18 protein-coding genes are annotated in these 19816 nt (G+C 73.7%); 8 read left to right on the forward strand and 10 right to left on the reverse strand.

Features of this window, described 5'->3' with window-relative positions; all coding sequences use genetic code 11:
• Window positions 1-13: 13 nt before the first annotated feature.
• The 3 genes from ACFPIH_RS18690 to ACFPIH_RS18700 all read right to left on the reverse strand — a co-directional run bounded on the left by ACFPIH_RS18690 (window position 14) and on the right by ACFPIH_RS18700 (window position 4068).
• Window positions 14-889, reverse strand: coding sequence for a Gfo/Idh/MocA family protein (locus ACFPIH_RS18690; protein WP_381163660.1), 876 nt, complete (start codon window positions 887-889; stop codon window positions 14-16).
• Window positions 890-973: 84 nt separating this feature from the next.
• On the reverse strand, window positions 974-2356 hold the full coding sequence (locus tag ACFPIH_RS18695; protein ID WP_381163657.1) for a type III PLP-dependent enzyme domain-containing protein: 1383 nt from the start codon (window positions 2354-2356) through the stop codon (window positions 974-976).
• Window positions 2357-2484: 128 nt separating this feature from the next.
• Complete coding sequence (locus tag ACFPIH_RS18700) at window positions 2485-4068, reverse strand: PucR family transcriptional regulator (protein ID WP_381163654.1); 1584 nt, start codon at window positions 4066-4068, stop codon at window positions 2485-2487.
• A gap of 238 nt (window positions 4069-4306) precedes the next feature.
• On the opposite strand from ACFPIH_RS18700, the gene ACFPIH_RS18705 reads away from it, so the two are divergent.
• Entirely contained in the window at window positions 4307-4540 is a 234-nt protein-coding gene (locus ACFPIH_RS18705; RefSeq protein WP_381163651.1) for a DUF5133 domain-containing protein, read from the forward strand.
• A 109-nt stretch (window positions 4541-4649) separates the two neighbouring features.
• Here the strand turns inward: ACFPIH_RS18705 and tgmB are convergent, their stop codons facing one another.
• The 4 genes from tgmB to ACFPIH_RS18725 form a co-directional block, all read right to left on the reverse strand.
• Window positions 4650-5633, reverse strand: coding sequence for an ATP-grasp ribosomal peptide maturase (tgmB, locus tag ACFPIH_RS18710; protein WP_381163648.1), 984 nt, complete (start codon window positions 5631-5633; stop codon window positions 4650-4652).
• Between the two features lie 15 nt (window positions 5634-5648).
• The gene (gene tgmA / locus ACFPIH_RS18715; protein ID WP_381163645.1) at window positions 5649-5840 is read right to left on the reverse strand and encodes a putative ATP-grasp-modified RiPP; all 192 of its coding nucleotides are present in this window, start codon (window positions 5838-5840) and stop codon (window positions 5649-5651) included.
• A gap of 203 nt (window positions 5841-6043) precedes the next feature.
• A complete protein-coding gene (locus ACFPIH_RS18720; protein ID WP_381163642.1) occupies window positions 6044-6343 on the reverse strand; it encodes a YkvA family protein in 300 nt (99 codons plus the stop codon).
• A 184-nt stretch (window positions 6344-6527) separates the two neighbouring features.
• Window positions 6528-7712, reverse strand: coding sequence for a hypothetical protein (locus ACFPIH_RS18725; RefSeq protein WP_381163639.1), 1185 nt, complete (start codon window positions 7710-7712; stop codon window positions 6528-6530).
• Between the two features lie 420 nt (window positions 7713-8132).
• On the opposite strand from ACFPIH_RS18725, the gene ACFPIH_RS18730 reads away from it, so the two are divergent.
• The 5 genes from ACFPIH_RS18730 (at window position 8133) to ACFPIH_RS18750 (ending at window position 13096) form a co-directional block, all read left to right on the forward strand.
• Window positions 8133-9167 carry a LacI family DNA-binding transcriptional regulator gene (locus ACFPIH_RS18730; RefSeq protein ID WP_381163636.1) on the forward strand — a complete coding sequence of 345 codons (1035 nt, stop codon included), beginning with the start codon at window positions 8133-8135 and terminating at the stop codon, window positions 9165-9167.
• A gap of 87 nt (window positions 9168-9254) precedes the next feature.
• Window positions 9255-9914, forward strand: a complete 660-nt coding sequence (locus ACFPIH_RS18735) for a TetR/AcrR family transcriptional regulator (RefSeq protein WP_381163633.1) — start codon at window positions 9255-9257, stop codon at window positions 9912-9914.
• Window positions 9915-9959: 45 nt separating this feature from the next.
• Window positions 9960-11018, forward strand: a complete 1059-nt coding sequence (locus ACFPIH_RS18740) for a threonine aldolase family protein (RefSeq protein WP_381163630.1) — start codon at window positions 9960-9962, stop codon at window positions 11016-11018.
• An 83-nt stretch (window positions 11019-11101) separates the two neighbouring features.
• A complete protein-coding gene (locus tag ACFPIH_RS18745; RefSeq protein WP_381163627.1) occupies window positions 11102-11434 on the forward strand; it encodes an ArsR/SmtB family transcription factor in 333 nt (110 codons plus the stop codon).
• 168 nt (window positions 11435-11602) lie between these two features.
• Complete coding sequence (locus tag ACFPIH_RS18750; RefSeq protein WP_381163624.1) at window positions 11603-13096, forward strand: glycoside hydrolase family 3 N-terminal domain-containing protein; 1494 nt, start codon at window positions 11603-11605, stop codon at window positions 13094-13096.
• Here the strand turns inward: ACFPIH_RS18750 and ACFPIH_RS18755 are convergent.
• Window positions 13071-14336: a glycoside hydrolase 5 family protein gene (locus tag ACFPIH_RS18755; RefSeq protein WP_381164595.1), complete on the reverse strand. Its 1266-nt coding sequence runs from the start codon at window positions 14334-14336 to the stop codon at window positions 13071-13073. The two genes, ACFPIH_RS18750 and ACFPIH_RS18755, sit on opposite strands and share 26 nt — an antisense overlap.
• 22 nt (window positions 14337-14358) lie before the next feature.
• Between ACFPIH_RS18755 and ACFPIH_RS18760 the strand changes: the two genes are divergently transcribed.
• Both ACFPIH_RS18760 and ACFPIH_RS18765 read left to right on the forward strand, forming a co-directional pair.
• Window positions 14359-15390 (forward strand): N-acetylglucosamine kinase, encoded by a 1032-nt coding sequence (locus ACFPIH_RS18760; protein WP_381163621.1) that lies wholly within the window; start codon window positions 14359-14361, stop codon window positions 15388-15390.
• A gap of 46 nt (window positions 15391-15436) precedes the next feature.
• Complete coding sequence (locus ACFPIH_RS18765; protein ID WP_381163618.1) at window positions 15437-17971, forward strand: glycoside hydrolase family 3 N-terminal domain-containing protein; 2535 nt, start codon at window positions 15437-15439, stop codon at window positions 17969-17971.
• Here ACFPIH_RS18765 and ACFPIH_RS18770 read toward each other — a convergent pair.
• Together ACFPIH_RS18770 and ACFPIH_RS18775 are read right to left on the reverse strand one after the other, a co-directional pair.
• Entirely contained in the window at window positions 17935-18780 is an 846-nt protein-coding gene (locus ACFPIH_RS18770; RefSeq protein ID WP_381164592.1) for a carbohydrate ABC transporter permease, read from the reverse strand. The two genes, ACFPIH_RS18765 and ACFPIH_RS18770, sit on opposite strands and share 37 nt — an antisense overlap.
• Window positions 18781-18809: 29 nt before the next feature.
• Window positions 18810-19814, reverse strand: a complete 1005-nt coding sequence (locus ACFPIH_RS18775; protein ID WP_381164588.1) for a carbohydrate ABC transporter permease — start codon at window positions 19812-19814, stop codon at window positions 18810-18812.
• Window positions 19815-19816: the final 2 nt, after the last annotated feature.

The following is a 19816-nucleotide window of genomic DNA, read 5'->3' on the forward strand; positions in this document are numbered from 1 at the left end:
GGACTCCGGCCGGTTACAGCAGGGCCTCCACGTCCGCGAGGATCTCCGTGACGCGCAGGCCGAACGCCGCGTCGCAGGCGTGCGGACTGCCGTCCCGGGCGGCGGCACGCAGCGCGTCCACCGCGCGGCCGAGGGCGCCCGCGGCGTCCACCCCGCCCTGCGGCAACCGTGCCACCCCGGCCGCACCGCGCAGCTCGACACCCGCGCCCGACGCCGCGTCCGGAGCCGTCAGACTCAGCGTCAGGGTGCTGGACGCGCCACCGGTGTGCTCCAGCACCGCGTGCACGGTGTCGCCGGGCCCGGACGCCGCTGCCGCCACCCGGCGGACGTCGCCCAGGACCGGCAGCAGCACCGACAGGGCGTGCGGGCCGACGTCCCACAGGGCGCCCTTCTCGCGCCGCCAGGGCGTGGCGAACGGGCTGTCGCCCTCTTCGGTGAACACCGACCCCAGCCACTGGGCGTGCCCCGTGAACCACCCCTCGGCGGCCGTCTGTTCGGCGATCCAGGCGGCGGCCTCGGGCAGGAAGCGGGTGGTGAAGAAGACCACGGAGGCGACCTTCGCCTCCTCGACGGCCTCCACCAGGGCCCGGCCGCCGGCCACCGTCGTGGCGACGGGCTTGTCGAGCAGCACATGGCGGCCGGCCCGTGCCGCCCGCGCCGCGAGGTCCGCCTGGACGTCCGGCGGCAGCGCCACCGCGACCGCGTCGACGTCGGCGAGCAGGGCGTCGACGTCGACGTAGGCCCGGGTGCCGTGCCGGTCCGCCACTTCCCCGGCGGCCTCCGGGCGGCGGCCCCACACGCCGACGAAGTCGACGTCCTCGTGGGCGGCGAGGACGGGGGCGTAGACCATCTGCGCCCAGGGGCCGGTGCCGAGCAGACCTATCCGCATGACCGCTGACTCTCCCTGCTGTCGTGAAATCCCGGTGCCGGTCGAGCCTCGCACACGGATGCCGTCCGGCGGCACCCCCCTCCCTCAGTGGAGGGAGGGCGCGGCGAACCCCGTGAGCAGGGCGTCCGCCCGGGACAGGCCGCTCTCCTCGGAGATCTCCCGAGGCGTCTGCGCCTCCCGGACCGTGGTGAACCCGACCCGGCCGTCCCCCTCGACCAGGTAGCCGTACACGGCGGGCCTCGGCAGGCTGTTGTACGCCCAGTGCGCCGAGAAGTAGTACGCGCCCGTGTCGTGCAGGACGACCACGTCCCCCTCGGCGAGTTCGGGCAGTTCGCGTTCGTGCGCGACGACGTCCCCGGCGAAGCACAGCGGACCCGCGATGTCCTGGGGCACGGAGGGTGTCTTCTTGGGCGTGCCGTCGGGGCCGTACGCCGAGACCCGCAGCGGCCAGGCCTCCGGCATGAACACCGTACGGGTGGCGATGTGGGCGCCCGCGTGGGTGAGGGCGATCCGCCGCCCGCCCGCCTCCTTGACGTATTCGACGAACGCGGCCGTGAAGCCGTTCTTGGCCAGCAGGGAGCGGCCGAACTCGGTGACCACCTGGTAGCGGCCGTCGAGCAGGCCCGGCTCGGTGGCCGTCAGGACGGCGACGTACTCGGCGTAGGTGGGCGTCACACAGTCGTCGGCGAAGTTCACCGGCAGTCCGCCGCCCAGGTCGAGGCTGGTGACCTGGCGGCGGCCGAGGAACGCGTTGATCTCCTCGGCGAGCCGGTACGTCGCCGCGAGCCCCTCCGCGATCAGGGGCAGCGGGCAGCCCTGCGAGCCGACGTGCGCGTGCAGCCGGGTCAGCCAGGGGCGGCGGGCGAACGCCTCGATCACGCGCGTGCGGGCCGCCGGATCCCGCAGCGCCACACCGAACTTGGAGTGCGCGGTCGCGGTGCTCATCGCGCCGATGGAGCCGCCGCCGACCTGGGGATTGACCCGCAGCCCGATGACGGAGGCGCAGTCGTCCGCGCGCAGGGCGTCGATCCGGTCGAGTTCGGCCAGGTTGTCGGCGTTGACGGCGACGCCGAGAGCGAGGGCCTCACGGAGTTCGCCCCGGGTCTTGGCCGGGGAGTCCAGCACGATACGGGCCGGGGCGAACCCGGCGTCCAGCGCCAGCCGCAGCTCGCCCCGGCTCGCCACCTCGCAGCCCATGCCGGCGTCGGCCAGCAGCCGCAGCACCGGCACGAGGGAGCAGGCCTTGGCCGCGAAGGCGTGCAGCACGTCCGGCACCCGGCCGAACGCCTCGTGCAGCGCGGCGGCGCTCTCCCGTACGCCCCGGACGTCGATGAAGCCGGCCAGCGGCCGGTCCTCCCCGACGAGCCCGTCGGCGACGGCCTGGCGGACGGCGAGCGCGAGCCGGTCGTTGGGGAGCTCGGGGGACTCAGGGAGCTCGGTGGGCCTGGTGGGCCTGGCGGACGACACGTCGTGTTCTCCTCGGCTGGAGTGCGGTGCGGTGCCCTGCGGGACACTTCCAGGGTCACCCCGCACCGGCCGTACGTCTTCGGCGTCCTGCCCAAAGGCAACCGGAACCTTTGTGTCCGAGCACAACGTCAGGGCGCCAGCCGTACCGCGAGGGACAGCAGCAGCCGGGTGTCCGGGTCGTCCAGGTCCACACCGTGCCGCTCCCGGATCCGGCCCAGGCGGTACCGGAGCGTGTTGGAGTGCACGACGAGCCGCCGGGCGGCCTCCGGTACGTCGCACCCGGCGTCGAAGTACGCCGCCAGGGTCCGTACGAGCTCGCCGCCCGCCGCGAGGTCCGCGCGGACCAGATCGTGCACCGGACCCGCGCCGGACTCCCAGACCGGACGCACCGCGTCCAGCACCCGCAGCGCCTCCAGCGGCCCCGCCACCCCGGCCGCGTCGGACCAGCGCGCCGGACGCGGCTGCCCCGCGGCCGACGCCCGCGTCTCCCGCTCCCGCAACGCCCGCACCACCAGCACGGCACGCTCGTGCGACCGGTCTGCCTCCGCCGGCCGCACGACCGGCCCGATCCCCAGCCACACCGTGCCCGGCGCCGACGACACGACCCCTTCGAGGTCGCGTACGGCGGCCCGTACGGCGGTCTCGTGGTCCGCCGCCGGGCCCTCACCGGTCAGCAGCAGGGTCAGTCGGTCGCCGTCGCGCAGGACGCCCGAGCCGGGGCGGTGGGCCGAGATCTCCAGCGCGAGGACGTCCAGGGACCGGTCGTCGGCCCGGCCGGTGGGGAGGCGCTCGGCCACCACCACCGCGCACGGCGCGTCCGGCGCGAGACCCAGCGCCCAGGCGTGGGTGCGCCGGTCCCCGAGCCCGTACAGCAGACCGCGCACCGCGGCCTCCCGCCGGTGCGCCGTACCGCTCTCGCGCAGCCGCTCGCGCACCAGCAGCGGCGCGGCGAGCCCGGCGGCGGTGCGCAGATGCCGGGCCGCGTCCGGGGCCAGCGCCGTGCCGTCCGCGGCGGCCCAGATCGACCCGAGCACCTCACGGCCGCTGCGCACGGCGACGACCAGCCGCTCGGGGTTCTCGTCGTCGGCGGCCCGGTGGATGACGTCCGGCGAGGTCCACAGCGCCCGCAGCAGACCGCTGCGGCGCAGCTCGGCGACCCGCCAGTCGGGTACCCGGCCGCCCAGGATGACGGTGCGGCGCAGCGCGTCCGCGCCGGGACCCGTCGCGGAGTGGGCCAGGACCCTCAGCTGGGCGTCCTCGACGGTGATGGAGCCGTTCACGGACGCCGCGACGCGCGCCGCCAGGACGGAGAGGGACGACGTGGCCGGCGCGTCGTCGTCCCGAACGGTGCCGAGGTAGGTGAGGGCGGACCGCAGGAACGCGGCGGTCTGCGCCCAGTCGGCTCCCTCGGCGCGGGTGAGCAGGGCGACGCCGGTCTCCCGGGCGACCGCCACGAGATCCTCGTCCGGCTCCGCGAGGGCGCCGGCGAGGACGACGGCGCGGGCGCCGCGCCGGGCGGCCTCCCGGACGGTACCCGCGACCGGGTCCGCCCCCACGGCCAGCAGCAGGGCGTCCTCCGCACCCGAGCCCAGGTCGTCCAGGCCGACCGCGATCCGCCGCACCGGGGCGTCCTCCTCGGCGGGCGCGCACAGCAGCCGCAGCGCGTCGCCGTCCTCGAAGGCCAGCAGGGCGCGCAGGGTCACGTCGTTCATGTCGGGCGTACTCCTCGGAGGCTCGTAACCCACGGGATGGTAAAGGACCGTCACGCACAGTGAGATCTCGGGCGGCGCACAGCGCGGGCAATGGTCACGCACAGTACTCGCTCGTGTCGTGAACCGTCCGGGCACCCGTGGCGCGATCATGCCCCTGGAGGGTGACATGTCTCTCCGCTGCGCATGAATCGCCCAGGTCCGGGCACACGCAGCGCAACAACCGTAGAGAGGGGCGCTCGTGATCGTTCCGGACCCGAAGGTCGCCAGGACGCTGCTGACCCGCTATGCGACGCTGAGGATCGCTCAGTCGGAGCGGGAGCGGCCGGAGACCGCCCGCGCGCTGCAGGACGTGGCGTACACGTTGTGCGTGCTGATGGGGACGTCCGACGTCCGGGAGGCGGTCGCCGCGGCGGACGCCCTGCTCGAGCCCCGGGACGGGGCGACGGGCGGGGATCTGCCGCTCGCCGTGTGAAACAGGCCGGAACGCGGTGGGGCCGCTCCCGGCAACCGGGAGCGGCCCCACCGCGTTCAGCCCCTGTTCGGCAAGTCCTGTTCGAAAAGCCCTGTTCAGGAAGTCCTGTTCAGGAGGCCGTCGTTCCGCAGCGGTCGGCGTTCCGGGCGCGCTCGGTACCCGGCCCGGCCAGCCACTCCGCGATGGTGCGGGCGATCGGCTGACCGGTGTCCACCTCCACGAAGCCGAACTGCCCCGACTGGTTGCACTCCAGGAACCACCAGGTCCCGTCGGCGTCCTCGGCGAAGTCGAAGGCCCCGTACGACAGTTGTGCCTCGCGCAGATACGCCTGTACGGCCTCGCCCAGGCGCGGCGGGACATCGGCCGGGCGCCACGGTGAGGAGGAGGACGCGAACCGCACGTCCACCACCTCGGGATCGTCGCCCGGAACGGTCTCCTTCCGGGCGGCCAGCATCCTCGCGCCCACCGCCGTCAGCCGGATGTCGGCCCGCTTGGCGACCCGGCGCTGCAGCAGGGTCGGGCCGTAGGCGACGGCGGCGAAGTCGGCGCCGGGCGGGACCCGGGTGGTGGGCACCGCCCGGGGCGGATCCTGCGGATGCGCCCCGGACACCGGCTTGACCACCAGGTCCGGATAGCGCTCCGCGAAGTCCCGCGCGGCCTGCGGGAAGCTCGTGATGAGGGTCGCGGGCACGGGCAGCCCGCTCAGCTGTGCCTGGCGCAGCTGCCACGGCTTGTGCCGGGCGCGCATCGCCGCGTCGGGATGGTTCATCCAGCGCGCCCCGGTGCCCCGGAGCATGCCGTAGAGCGCCTGCGAGGCCTCCTCCGTGAGCCACGGGGACGGTTCGGCCGCCCGGGCCGCCGCGGTGCCCGGCCGGCGGACCCACACGGACCGCAGCCCGTCGAGGCTCAGCAGCCGGCCGGCGGACGACAGATGGCCACGGAAGGCACCGTGGACGTACTCGCCCGAGAGGGCCACGGTGCTGGTCAGATCGGCCGGATCGAGCCGGACGACCGGGACGCCCGCGGCGTTCAGGTGCACGACCACCATGTCCGCCGTGACGTCCTCTTCGCAGGTCAGGATGAGCACGGTCATTTTCTCGGCCCGTGCTCAGTCGTCGAAGTGGGTCTTGGACCCCGCCGTTGACGTCGTTGTCGCCAGTTCTCTGAGCAGTGCGTGGTCACGAGCGGCGACACGGCCGTCGAGGAGTACGTTCAACTGCAGTCCGGAGTCGTAGGCGTATGGAGTGTCGAACTCCAACTCCGCCGCAGGGCGTGCGTAGTTGAGCGCGAACGGTTGCATGTTCTCTCCCTCGTCGGTACTGCCTCGATCAAGCGGTGCCGCTGTGCGACGTCACTCGGGCCCGCTGCATTGGTGCGACCCTCAGTCACTTATACGAATCGAACGAGTGGTTGGTTTCCTTACTCTGCGTGATCTTCGCGGAGTTGGGCCCCCAACAGGGCGCGGAGCAGGGGAGATGTGACGAACGGGGGGTGAAAACGTCTTCAAATACGGTCAGTTGGGGCCCCGGCGTCGAGGGCCTCAGGGGCACGACGCAGGGTACGCAGGGCAAACAGAAGGACGCCGATGTCGTCGAGATAGACCGGATCGGGCAGTATGTCGGTCGGCAGGACGAGGTACAGGACCGCGCCCCAGAACACCCAGCGCGGCCCGGTCGGCAGTCCGGCGCGTCTGAGGCCGCGACGGGTCCGGACCAGCTTCACCAGTACCGTCACGGCCGCGGCGAACAGAGCGGTGGCCAGCACCGCCACGACGATCACGACCACAGTGGTGGTCCTGTCCACGGGCCTCCCTTCGCGTGCGTCGTACGGCGTTTCGTCGGAGTTCCGTCCTCTGTTTCGAATGCCCCGATTCTGCGGACCGAACGCCCGATTCCGACGTGATTGACGCCCTGAAGGCGCGCGTGGTTGCTGCGTCCGGGTGGCGAGACGCGGTATACGACCCCAGTTGTGCGGCGGCGGGGTGTGGTCAGCGGTCGGTCGGCTCCGGGGTGTCCTGTGTGGGCGCCTCCGCCGCGCTCGGCGTACCGGTCTCCGGTTCCGGGCTCGAACCCGCCCCGGGGCGCAGCCCCTTGGTCGTCTCCCTGAGGCGTTCCAGGGTGCGGCCCAGCTGCTGGAAGGGCGAGCCGGCCTTCCTGGCCGGCGGCTGGGGCGGCTCGCTCGGCTCGGGGGCCGCCTCCCGGAAGGCGACCAGTGCCTCGTGGGCCTGCTCGGCGGCCTCGCGGTACAGGTCCCGGGACTCGGTCATCGCCTCCAGGGCCCCCTTGTACATCGCGACCAGTTCGCGTTCCCTGGCGAGTTCCTCCTCCAGGGTCAGCAGCCGCCACTTCTCCCGCAGCAGGGTGAGCGCGGCGTCGCCGCCCTCCGGCAGTGCCCGGGGCAGGGCCGCGAACCGGTGTACCGCGTCCAGCAGTTCCGTCGGGTGCGAGCCGTCCAGGAACACGCTGCGCACCGAGAAGTCACCGGCGTCGTAGCCTTCCGGGGCCGGTGTGCCCGGCAGCACCAGCGCGCCGCCGCGCGGTACCTCCACGCCGAAGTCCTTGAGGGCCCAGTTGACGGTCCGCAGCTGGTGCGGGGCCGCCCGGTGCTCCAGCACACGGTGGTGGAGGCCGGGCGGCAGCAGCCGCACCAGCGGAAGACGGCCCGACTCGTCGGGGGTCATCGCCTCGTGGACGACGACGTGCATGGTCCAGGAGTCGCGCAGGGCGTCCCGGAGCGCGCGGCGCAGTTCCTTGTCGTCGGCGGGCAGCGGGTTGGTTTCGAGGAAGCGCAGCCCGGTGACGGTCTCCTGGCCCCACGCGTCATCCGTGTCCCACGGCCAGAACTTCTCGGCGGGCGACGGCCACCGCAGGTCCCAGGGCTGTTCCGCCTCCGCGACCAGCGTCCACTCCTGGCCCCGGCCCGACCACTCCGAGAGTTTCAGCCGGGCGCGCACGGTCACCTCCTCCGGCACCTGCCAGCGGGCCTCGAAGGCGGACTCGCCCTCGGCGGTCTCGGTGTCGGGCAGTTCCAGGAAGTCCTGGACGGCCCCGCTGTCCTTGAGTGACTGGAGGTTCTTGCGCAGGACGTCCGGCGCGGCGGGGCCCGTGTGGCGGCCCCGGGCCGACCACACGGTGGACGGCGTCGAGGGCGGGACGGTCGACGAGATGTGCATGAGTCCGTTCGTGAAGGTGGCGGGTGTGATGTATGGAGGCCCAGTATCGCCCGCCGCGGGGTGTGGTTGATCACGGGGGCGGCGGCCGACGGAAAACTGGGTGTCGTGGTGTTTTCGGTTGAAGTGCGCCTTCCCGCCCGCGCCCGTCGTCAAGCATCGCGCGAGCCCCGATTCGTACGGGGTGTGCGCGGCCCGCACACCGTGGGCGCCGTTCACCACGGAAGCCGTCCGCGCACCCATGGGCCTCTCGCGCCACGCCTCGGGAGAATCGGTCCGGTGGCAGGGCCCGCCCACCATCCGCGTCGGGGCGGGCCCTGCCTGCAGGGCGCCTGCGGGCCCGCATTCTTAAAGCGTTTTAAGTTCTGTTACCATCTGCCTTGTCCGTGGGGGTGTCGGAGAGTCGCGGCGCGGGAGGCACGAGTGGGTGACGAGGGTTCCGCGGGGCGGCGGCAGGGCGCGGCGGCCAGGCGCCCCCGGCTGGAGGACGTGGCGGCACGGGTGGGTGTGTCCACGGCGTCGGTGTCGTTGGTGCTGCGCGGGGTGCCCGGTCCGAGTGAGCGGACGCGGGAGCGGGTGCTGAAGGCGGCGGCCGATCTGGGGTACCGGGTGGACCGTACGGCGAGCTCGCTGGCGAGCCGGCGCAGTCGGCTGCTGGGCGTGATGGTGGACATCCGCAGCCCCTTCCATGCCGAGCTGGTCGAGCACCTGCACACCGCGGCCGAGGAGGTCGGCTACGACCTCGTGCTGAGCACCACGACCCGTACCCGCGACGAGACCACCGCCGTGGACACCCTGCTGGCGTTCCGCAGCGAGGCGCTGATCCTGCTCGGTCCGACCGCGCCCGCGGACACGCTCGCCGCGTTCGACGGCAAGGCCCCGGTGGTGGCGGTCGGCCGGCGGATCGCCGACGCCGCGCTGGACGTCGTACGGACGGCGGACGACGACGGGGTGGGGCAGATCGTGGACCATCTGGCCGGGCTCGGGCACCGCGAGATCGTCTACGTCGACGGCGGCAGGGGCGTGATCGCCACCGACCGGCGCCGGGGTTACCGGGCCGCGATGCGCCGGCACGGTCTGGACGACGAGGTGCGGGTGCTGGCCGGTGATCCGACCGAGGCGTCCGGGGAGCGCGCGGCGCGGCAGCTCCTCGCGGGTGCGCGGCTGCCCACGGCGGTCGTGGCCTTCAACGACCAGTGCGCGATCGGGGTGCTGGCCGCGCTGGCCCGGGCGGGGGTGCCGGTCCCCGGCGAGGTGTCGGTGGCCGGCTACGACGACGACGCGCTCTCCCGGCTGAGCTGCTTCAACCTGACCACCGTCAGCCAGAGCGCGCGGGAACAGGCCCGGCACGCGGTGATCGCCGCCGTGGAACGCCTCGACGAGGGCCGTTCCGAGCCCCGCGAGGTCGTCCTGCCCCCACGGCTCGTGCCGCGCGGCACCACGGCTGAGCCGGCCTGACACGACTCCCGCAGCCACCGGGCGCCGGGCTGTGCGCGGTTTTTCGATACGAACTTTTTCGATACGCCGTACCGTACGATGACCCGTATGCCCCGTCATTCGCCCTCGTTGGACCGCGCCACCCCGGACCGCATCGCCGAGACCGCCCTCCGCGTGATCGACGAGGACGGCCCCGAGGCGCTGACCTTCCGGGCGCTGGCCGCGCGGCTGGAGATCTCCCTCGCCTCCCTCCAGCGCCGGTGCACCGACCTGGCCGGACTCCTCGACCTGTGCGTCGACCGGCTGGCCGCCCGGCTGCCCGAGGCCGGGCCGGACGCCGACTGGGCGACGGCCACCGAGACCCGGTTCACCGCGCTGTACCAGTTGCTGGCGGCGCATCCGGGACTCCTCGCCCTGCGCGGCACCCGGCCCTGGCTCGGCCCCCACCTGCTGGCCCGGCTGGCCGAGCCGCAGCTCGCCCACAGCGTCGCCGCCGGAATGACACCCGAGGGGGCGATCGCCGCGTACCGGCGGATGTACCTGCTCACCCTCGGCAGCGCGGGCTTCGTCGACCACCGCGATCCGAGGTCCGCGCAGGCGGCCACCCGCACCGCGCTCGCCGCGCTCGACCCGGCCGAGTTCCCGGCGCTGACCGGCCAGTTGGCCGTGATCGTGCCCGCCGTCACCGACCACGAGGTCTACTACGGCGCACTGCGCCAGCTCATCCGCGCGGCCGACCCGGCACCGGTCACCCGTCGGCAGTTCTGACCCGCGCCACCGCCCCCACCCGGAAGAGAAGGACACGCCACGACCATGACCACCACCACGCCGCCGCTCACGCGCATCTTCAGCAGCGACAACACCGCAGGGGCCTCCCCAGAGATCGTCGAGGCCGTCGCCCGGGCCGCCGCAGGGCCTGCCCTGCCGTACGGCGCCGACGACATCACCGCCGGTGTCCGGCGCCGGCTGGGCGAGATCTTCGAGCGCGAGGTCGACCTCCTGGTGGTGTCCACCGGCTCCGCCGCCAACGCCCTGAGCCTCGCGGCGCTGACCCCGCCGTGGGGGAGCGTGCTGTGCCACCGCGACAGCCACGTCAACAACGACGAGTGCGGAGCGCCCGAGTTCTACACGGGCGGCGCGAAGCTGGTCCCGCTCGGCGGCCGGGACGCGAAGATCGACCCCGCGGAACTCCGGGCTGCCGTACGGCACAAGGCCGGGGACGTGCACAGCGTGGAGCCCTCCGTGGTGAGCGTCACCCAGGCCACCGAGACCGGGGCGGTCCTCACCCTCGACGAACTCGGCACGCTGGGCGCGATCACCGGGGAGGCGGGGCTGCGGCTGCACATGGACGGCGCGCGCTTCGCCGGGGCCGTCGCCGCGCTCGGCCGTACCCCCGCCGAACTGAGCTGGCGGGCCGGGGTCGACCTGCTGTCGTTCGGGGCCACCAAGAACGGCACGATGACCGCCGACGCGATCGTGGTCTTCGACCGCTCCCTCACCCCCGAACTCGCCTTCCGCGCCAAGCGCGCGGGCCAGCTCGCCGCCAAGACACGCTTCCACGCGGCCCAGCTGGACGCCTACCTCACCGACGGCCTCTGGCTGCGCAACGCCGCCCGCGCCAACGCCATGGCCGCCCGTCTGACGGAGGGGCTGAAGGCGATACCCGACGTCGGGCTGCTCGGCGCCACCGACGCCAACATCGTCTTCTGCCGCCTGCCCGAACAGGTCACTCAGGCGCTCCTGGCCGAGGGCTACGCCTTCTACCACGACCGCTGGGAACCGGGCGTCGTCCGCTTCGTCACGTCCTTCGCCACCAGGGACGCCGACATCGACGACCTCCTCGGGGCCGTCGCCCGGCACCTCGCCGGGTGATCGAGGTGACGCGAACACCGGGACCGTAAGATATCCGTCGAACACTCGGCAGGGTGCCGGGGTGCGCGTGGGAGGGCCGGGGCATGCCGAACGAGTCCGGGGGCGGCGGTCACCGTGCGGCGCCGGTGCACACGGATCCCGCGGAGGTGTCCGTCCTGACCGCGCTGTCCGCTGTCGCCGATCCCGTGCGTCTCCAGCTCATCCGCGAGCTGGCGGGCTCCGACGACTGGTCGCGCAGCTGCGGCAGCTTCGACGTACCCGTGGGCAAGGCGGCGCTCAGCCATCACTTCTCGGTCCTGCGCGGCGCGGGCCTCGTCGAACAGCGCGACCAGGGCCCCCGGCGGGTCAACCGCCTGCGCCGTGAGGAGTTCGAGGCCCGCTTCCCCGGTCTGCTCGACCTGCTGCTGCGTGAGTGAACCGATCGCGAGCGCGTCCGTCAGGGGTGAATCACCTGGGGGTGCACCTTGGGTGAGTCACCTGGGGTGAGTCACCTGGGGTGAGTCACCTGGGGTGAGTCACCTGGGGTGAATCAATCATCCACCAGCCTGTTGACTTCCGGCTTGGTGAGCCAGAGGATTCCGGAGGTGACGCATTTCCAGCCGGCCCTCCCCGCCGCCGTCGACGAGGCAGCACACCGCTGCCTCGTCGCGGGCTTCGACGGTACGACGTCCGTCCCCGACCCCCTCAAACGCCTCGTCGACCGCGGTCTCGGCGGGGTCATCCTGTTCACCCGCAACGTCCGCGACGCCGACCAGCTCCGTGAACTCACCGGCACGCTCAGGGCGTTGCGCCCCGACCTGCTGATCGCCATCGACAACGAGGGCGGCGGCATCGGTCATCTGGTGGCCGCGGGCGCCCCCGAGGTGCCCGGCTCGTGGGCGCTCGGCGTCGCCGACGACCCCGCGCTCACCGCCGCCTGCGCCGACGCGCTCGCCGGACATCTGCTCTCCCTCGGCATCACCGCCTCCTACGCCCCCGTCGCCGACGTCCAGAGCCGCCCCGAGAACCCGATCGTGCGCACCCGCGCCTTCGGCTCCGACCCCGGACTGGTCGCCCGGCACCTGCGCGCCTGGATCGCGGCCACCGAGGCACGCGGCGTGGCCTCCTGCGCCAAGCACTTCCCGGGCCACGGCGGCACCGTCACCGACAGCCACCACGAACTCGCGGTCGATCCCCGCCCGTACGACGAACTCGACCTCGGGCCCTTCCGGGCTGCCGTCGACGCGGGCGTGCCCATGCTGATGAGCGCCCATGTCGTCTTCCCGGCCCTCGACCCGGAGCGGCCCGCCACCCTCAGCCCGCGCATCCTCTCCGACCTGCTGCGCGGCGAGCTCGGCTTCGACGGCGTCCTGGTGAGCGACGCGCTGGAGATGAAGGCCATCGCCGACCGCTACGGCGAGGCGGCCGGCGCGCGTCTCGCCCTCGCCGCCGGAGCGGACCAGGTCATCGTCGCCGTACCGGACCTGGACGTCTCCCTCGCCTGCCGGGACGCCGTGCTCGACGCCCTGCGCTCGGGCGAGCTGGCCGAGGAGCGGGTGACCGGGGCGGCGGGGCGGGTACGGCGGCTCGCGGGCCGGTACGCGGTGCCGGGCGAGGTCTCCGGGTGGGACGCGGAGGCGGGGCTGACGGCGGCTCGGCGGGCCGTGCGGGCCGGGGGGCGGTTGCCCGAGCCGGTGCACGGCGCCCATGTCGTCGACTGCTTCCCGCCCCCGCACCCCGCCCTCAATTGGGGCGGCGAGGACCTCCTGACCGAGCTGCGCGCCCTCGACCCGACGGCCACCGGGACCCCGGTCGCCGGGGAACCGGGGACCGCTGAGAACACCGAGGCCGCCGAGGACGTCGTAGGGCGGGTACTGCGGGCGGCTCAGGGGCGGCCCCTGGTCGTCGCCGTGTGCGACAGCGAGCTGTATCCCTGGCAGCGGCGCCTGCGGGACGCGCTGCTGGCCGCGCGCCCCGACGCGCTGCTCGTCTCCACCGGGCTCCCGGAGGCGGACAGCGCGGTGTGCTCGTACGGCAGGGGGCGGGTGAACCTGCGGGCCGTCGCGGAGGCGCTCACTTCGCGTCGACGAGTTCCGTGATCCCGCGTGCCGCCAGGTACGCCGGGTCCTGTGCCCGCTCCGCCAGGACCACCGCCGGGCGGAGACCCTCCTGACGCAGGCGCATCCAGGCGTCGAAGAACGCACCGCCCGGGCCGGAGACCGAGCGGGTGGACGGGGTGCAGTCCAGGACCAGGGCCGTGGTGCGCGGCGCGGGAGGAGCGGGGGCCGCGCGCAGTTCGGCCACCGTCTCCGACAGGGCGCCCGCGATCGGCTTGGGACGGCCCGAGGAGTCGAACAGGCCCAGGGTGTACTCCAGCTCCGGGAAGTCGGCCAGCGCGCGGTCCACGTCGTGGGAGCACCACCAGGTGACGCCCCACAGCCGGGCGCAGCCGGCCGCGTTGCGGAGCGTCGCGCGGGCGAAGTCCGGGGCGTCGGCCGCCGGGATGTGCGGCTCGGGCGCCCCGGTCTCCTGGACCCAGACCGGTCGGTCCGGGTCGGTGGCGTAGGCCGCCGCCAGCTCCGTGCCGTACTCTGCGAGATGGTTCACCTGCGGCGAGCGCGGGCCGTAGCGCTGGGCACAGCCGGCGGAGAACACCCAGGGGTGGACGGTGGTCAGATCACCCTTGCGGGCCGAGGCCTCGGGGGTGAAGGGGTGGTCGTCGCCGTACCAGGCGGCGTCGTAGGCCGAGTGCGTGACCAGGCCCGCGCCCTCGCCCAGGCCGTCCCGCGCGGCGGCGAGCAGCGTGTCCAGATAGTGGTCCACCTCGGCCGGGGACACCGGGTTGTGCTCGACCAGGTTGTTCAGCTCGTTGCCGAGCTGGAGGCCGATGAGGTGCGGATGGCCGGACAGGGCGCCGCCCAGCGTGCGCAGCAGCACCGCCTGCGCCTCGATCGCCTCGGGGTCGGTGAACACGTTGCGGTGGTGCCAGCTGCGCGTCCACTCCGGGTAGAAGTCGAAGCTCGACAGATGGCCCTGAACGCCGTCCACCATGACGTCCAGTCCGCACTCGCCCGCCAGGTCCACCAGGCGGACCAGCTGGTCCACGGCCGAGGCGCGGACCAGGGTGCGGTTGGGCTGGAGCAGCGGCCACAGGTGGAAGACCCGGATGTGGTCCAGGCCCAGACCGGCGATCTGCGCCAGGTCCTCGCGCGCGAGCCCGGGATCGAAGTCGTGCCAGGCGTGGAACCAGCCGCGGCGTGGGGTGTAGTTGACCCCGAAGCGGAGTGCGGGCGTGTCGATGGTGTCCTCCTCGCGAGACGGACCTTGTGTGCGGCGAATGTATCAACCACCATGGGGAGCGATGAATAGTGATTTGAACCAAGGTCGCGAGGGTCTGGTGGTCGGCCTCGACGCCGGCGGCACCCGGACCCGCGCCGTCCTGGCGGATCTCGCGGACGGCCGCCCCCTGGGCGACGGCACCTCCGGACCGGGCAACGCGCTCACCGTGCCCGGTCCTGAGCTGGTCGACCACCTCGCCGAGGCACTCGCGCGCGCCGTGCCCGAGGGCGCGCGCGGGCGGGTGACGGCGGTGGCGGGCGGATTCGCCGGCGCCGGCCACCAGGCCCAGGGCGCCGACGAGCCCGGACGGGTGCGGGCCCGTACGGCGCTGTCCGCCGCGCTCGCCCGGCTGGGCATCGCCGCCACCACCGTCGGCGTGCACAGCGACATCGAGACCACGTTCGCCACCGCCCGCGGCAACCCCGCCGACGGGCTGGTCCTGGTGGCCGGAACGGGCGCGGTCGCGGCCCGGATCGCCGCGCGGGTGCCGGCCGCGACCTCCGGTGGCGACGGCTGGCTCCTCGGCGACGACGGCAGCGGCTTCTGGATCGGCCGCTCGGCGGTGCGCTCGGCCCTGCGGGCGGCCGACGGCCGGGGCGCGCCCACCGTCCTCGCCCGCGCGGTCGGCCGGGAGCTGGGGCTGCCGCCGGGCGTCCTGCCCCCGGAGTCCTACGGCGTCGCGGACGGCGTCGCCTGGAGCGCGGTCCTGCGCACGGCCTACCGCGCGCACCTGCTGCCCGCCGTGATGGACCGGCCGCCGGTCCGGCTGGCCGACCACGCGCCGCTGGTCGTCCGGGCGGCCGAGGAGAAGGACGGCGTCGCCGGGGAGATCCTGCGGGAGGCCGTCGGCAGCCTCGTCGAGACCGTGAGCGCCCTCGCCCCGCGCCCGGGCGAACCCCTGGTCGTCACCGGTGGCCTCCTGGCCCCCCACGGCCCCCTGCTGACGCCCCTCACCGACCGTCTGGCGCACCTCGCGCTCGAGGTCACCCCGGTGTCGGACGGCTCCCCGGGAGCCGTCGCCCTGGCCCGCCTGGCCCACGGCACCGGACGCTGACGCCGCCGTACGACGACCTCGCCCCGGCCCCGGACAAGGACACCCCATGCCCGCGCATCCGTACCTCGACCCCGCAGTCCCCCTCGACACACGCGTCGCCGACCTCCTCTCGCGGATGACGCTGCGCGAGAAGGCCGGCCAGCTCAACCAGCGGATGTACGGCTGGGACGCCTACCGCCGCACCCCCGGCGGCGGCTTCGCACTCACCGAGGCCCTGTACGCCGAGACCGAGCGCTTCGGCGGGCTCGGCGCCCTCTACGGCCTGATGCGCGCGGACGCCTGGTCCGGCGTCGACCACGACAACGGCCCCGGCGCCGAGGACAGCGCCGGCCTCGCCGACCTGGTGCAACGGCACGTCCTCGACCGCAGCCGGCTCGGCATCCCCGCCCTGTTCGTGGAGGAGGTCCCGCACGGCCTCATGGCCCTCGACGGCACGGTCCTCCCCGTCAACCTGGCCGTCGGCGCCACCTGGGACCCCGCCCTGTACGAGCGGGCCGCCGCGCACGCCGCCGCCGAGCTGCGCGCCCGGGGCGGGCATGTCGCCCTCGTCTCCGCGCTGGACATCGCCCGGGACCCGCGCTGGGGCCGCACCGAGGAGTGTTACGGCGAGGACCCCCACCTGGCCGCCCGGCTCACCGAGGCGCTGGTGCGCGGCATGCAGGGGGAGATCGCCGAGTACTTCGCCGCCGACCGGGCAGCCGTCGTCCTCAAACACTTCGCCGGGCAGGGCGCCACCGTCGGCGGCCGCAACTCCGCCGAGTCGGAGCTCGGCCCCCGCGAACTGCACGAGATCCATCTTCCCGCCGCCCGGGCCGGCGTCCGCGCCGGGGCCGCCGCCCTGATGGCCGCGTACAACGAGGTCGACGGGCTGCCCTGCTCCGGCAACCGCGCCCTGCTCACCGGCCTGCTGCGGGACCGCTGGGGCTTTCAGGGGCTGGTGATGGCCGACGGCCTCGCCGTGGACCGGCTGGCCCGTATCACCGGCGACACGGTGTCGGCGGGGGCCCTCGCGCTCGACGCGGGGGTCGACCTGAGCCTGTGGGACGACGGCTTCACCCACCTGGCGGAGGCGGTGGAGCGGGGCCTGGTGAGCGAGACCGCCCTGGACACCGCCGTCACCCGCGTCCTACGCCTGAAGTTCCGCCTCGGCCTCTTCGAACACCCGTACACGGGGCGCGCGCAGGGTGCCACGGGCGGCGTGCCCGAGTTCCCGCACACCGGGCGTGCGCCGGGGCTTGCGGCGGGCGCCTCCGCGTTCCCGAACGCCGGGCGTGTGCAGGGTGCCACGGGCGGTGCGGCCGAGTTCCCGCACGCCGGGCGCGTGCCGGGGCTTGCGGCGGGCGCCTCCGCGTTCCCGAACGCCGGGCGTGTGCAGGGTGCCACGGGCGGTGCGGCCGAGTTCCCGCACGCTGGGCGGGCGCCGATGCCTGCGGCGGGCGCCTCGGAGCAGCCTCCGCGTGCCCCGCGCGCCCCGAGCCCCGACGCCGGACGGGAGCTGAGTCTGGGCCTCGCCCGGGCCTGTGTCACCCTCCTCCAGAACCGCGCCGGAGTGCTCCCCGTCGGGCCCGCCGTACGCCGTATCGCGGTGCTCGGCCCGCACGCCGGTACCACCGCCCACCAGCTCGGCGACTACACCGCACCCCAGCGCCCCGGGACCGGCGCCAGTGTCCTCGACGGTCTGCGAAGGCTCGCCCCGACCGGGGTCGAGGTCCGGCACGCCCGTGGCTGCGCCCTCACCGGTGACGATCGCGCCGGTATCCCCGAGGCGGTCGCCGCGGCGGCCGCCTCCGACCTGGCCGTCCTGGTGCTGGGCGGCAGCAGCGCCCGTACCCCCGGCACGGAGTTCGACGCCAACGGCGCCGCGCGGACGGTCGTGTCCGAGATGACCTGCGGTGAGGGTGTGGACCTCGCCGGGCTGCGGCTGGGGGAGGCGCAGTACGCGCTCCTGGACGCGGTCGCGGCCACCGGCACACCCACCGCGGTCGTCCTGGTGCAGGGCCGCCCGCACGCCGTGCCCGAGGCGGTCGAGCGGGCGGACGCGCTGCTCACCGCGTGGTATCCGGGCCCGTGGGGCGGCGAGGCGGTCGCCGAGGTGCTCCTCGGGATCACCGAACCCGCCGGCCGTCTCCCCGTCTCCGTACCGCGCTCGGCGGCCCAGCTCCCCGTCTACTACAACCACAAGGACACCGAGTACCGCTCCTACGCCGACGAGAGCGCCGAGCCGCTGTTCTCCTTCGGGCACGGGCTGTCGTACACGACCTTCGAGTACGGCGAGCCGCGGCTGCCCGGGCGCGACGTCGTCGAGGTCGACGTCACCAACACCGGCGGCCGGCACGGGCGTACGGTCGTCCAGGTCTACGTCCGCCGGCTGCGCACCCCCGTCTGGCCGCGCACCCTCGAACTGTGCGCGTTCGAGGGTGTCACGCTCGCTCCCGGGGAGTGCCGTACCGTCGCCGTACGGCTCACCGCCGTCAGTGGCGCCGTCGAGGTCCGGGTCGCCGCCTCGGCGCGCGAGGCGCTCGCCGCGACCCCCCTCAAGACGGATCAGAGCTTCACGGCGCCCGACGAGACGCCCTTGTAGAACCACCGCTGCGTGATCACGAACAGCACCAGCACCGGTACGACGGAGATCACCGACCCTGCCATGACCACCCGCTGGTCGTAGCCGAACGACGAGCTCTGCAGCCGGGACAGCCCCAGCGTCAGCGTCATGTGGTCCTCCGAGCGCAGCACGATCAGCGGCCACAGGAAGTCGTCCCAGGCGCTGATGAAGGTGTTGATGACGACCACCATGATCGCGCCCCACGCGGAGGGCAGATACAGGTAGCGGAACCGCTGCCACTCACCCGCCCCGTCGAGCATCGCCGAGTCCTCGATCTCGCGGGGCACCGCAAGGAACGCGCCGCGCATCAGCAGGACGTTGATGGCGCCGACGAACCCGGGCAGCCACACGCCCGCCAGGTTGTCGACCAGGCCCAGGTCACGGATGCTCAGGAACAGCGACACCATGATCGACTCGAAGGGGAACATCATCGAGGCGACCAGCACCACCCAGACCGCCTTGCGGCCCTTCCAGCCGGGCTTGGAGAGCATGTAGCCGGCGGTGGTGGAGAACAGCAGCTGACTGGTGATCGACAGGACCACCACGATGGTGCTGTTCCTGATGTACGTGGCGACCGGCACCTGATCGAAGACCTGCCGGTAGGCCCGCAGCGTCGGGTCGTGCGGCAGCAGGGTGGCGTTCGCGCCGAAGACGTCCTCGCTCGTGCTCTTCAGCGAGGCCAGGAGCTGCCAGACCAGGGGGCCGACGGTCAGGCCGAGCACGAGGAGCAGCAGCAGGTAGCGGACGACCAGTTCGCGGGGGCGGCCGTAGTCCCGCCAGCGCGGCATCAGGCGCCGGGGCTTCTCGACTGCGGTCGTCACGACTCGTCCTCCTTGGTCAGGCGCTGGGCCAGCAGGGTCAGACCCAGGGTCAGCAGGAACAGGGCCACGCTGACCGCCGAGCCGTAACCGGCGTTGCCGGTCAGCGGGTCCAGGCCGACGTCCCGGATGTAGAAGGGCAGGGTGCGGTCGGCGCCGCCGGGGCCGCCGGTGGAGCCGCCCAGCATGTAGATCTCGGTGAACACCCGCAGTGAGCCGATGCCGGTGAGCGTGCCGACGAGCATCATGGCCTGCCGTACGCCGGGCATGGTGATGTGCCAGAAGCGCCGGACCGCGCCGGCGCCGTCCATGGAGGCCGCCTCGTGCAGTTCCTTGGGCACGTTCCCGAGCGCGGCCAGGTAGAACACCATGTACCAGCCGAGCCCCTTCCACAGCGTGAGGCCCATCGCGGACAGCAGGATCAGCCAGGAGTCGGACAGGAACGGAATGGCGTCCCTGATCAGATGGGCCTTCTCCAGCCAGGTGTTGATCAGTCCGTCGTCGGCAAGGAGCCACTGCCAGCTCAGGCCCACGACCACGCTGGAGGCCAGCACCGGCGTGTAGAAGGCCGACCGGAAGAAGCCGATGCCCGGGAGGTTCTTCTCCACCAGGACGGCCAGCATCAGCGGCAGCAGCACCATCAGCGGGACCACGATCACCGCGTACAGCACGCTGTTGCGGGTGGCGAGCCAGAAGTCGGAGTCGCCCAGCATCCGGCTGTAGTTGTCGAAGCCCACGAAGGACGCGGCACCGCCGAGCGGCTTGGCGTCGGTGAACGACAGCAGGAGGGTGTTGAGGAAGGGGAACACCCCGAAGATCACCGCGCAGGCGATCGCGGGCGCGGTCCACAGCCAGGGCAGCCACCAACGGCGGTACAGCGCGGCGCCGTTGGCGCCCGGCGCCGGGCCGGGCAGCAGCGCCCGGCCCAGTCGGCGGACACGGGACGGGGCCGGGCCCGGTGCGGCGTCAGTACGCTCCGCACCGGGCACGGACACCGGCTTCATGG

The sequence above is a fragment of the Streptomyces vulcanius genome, assembly GCF_042653945.1.
Lineage (GTDB): Bacteria > Actinomycetota > Actinomycetes > Streptomycetales > Streptomycetaceae > Streptomyces > Streptomyces mangrovi.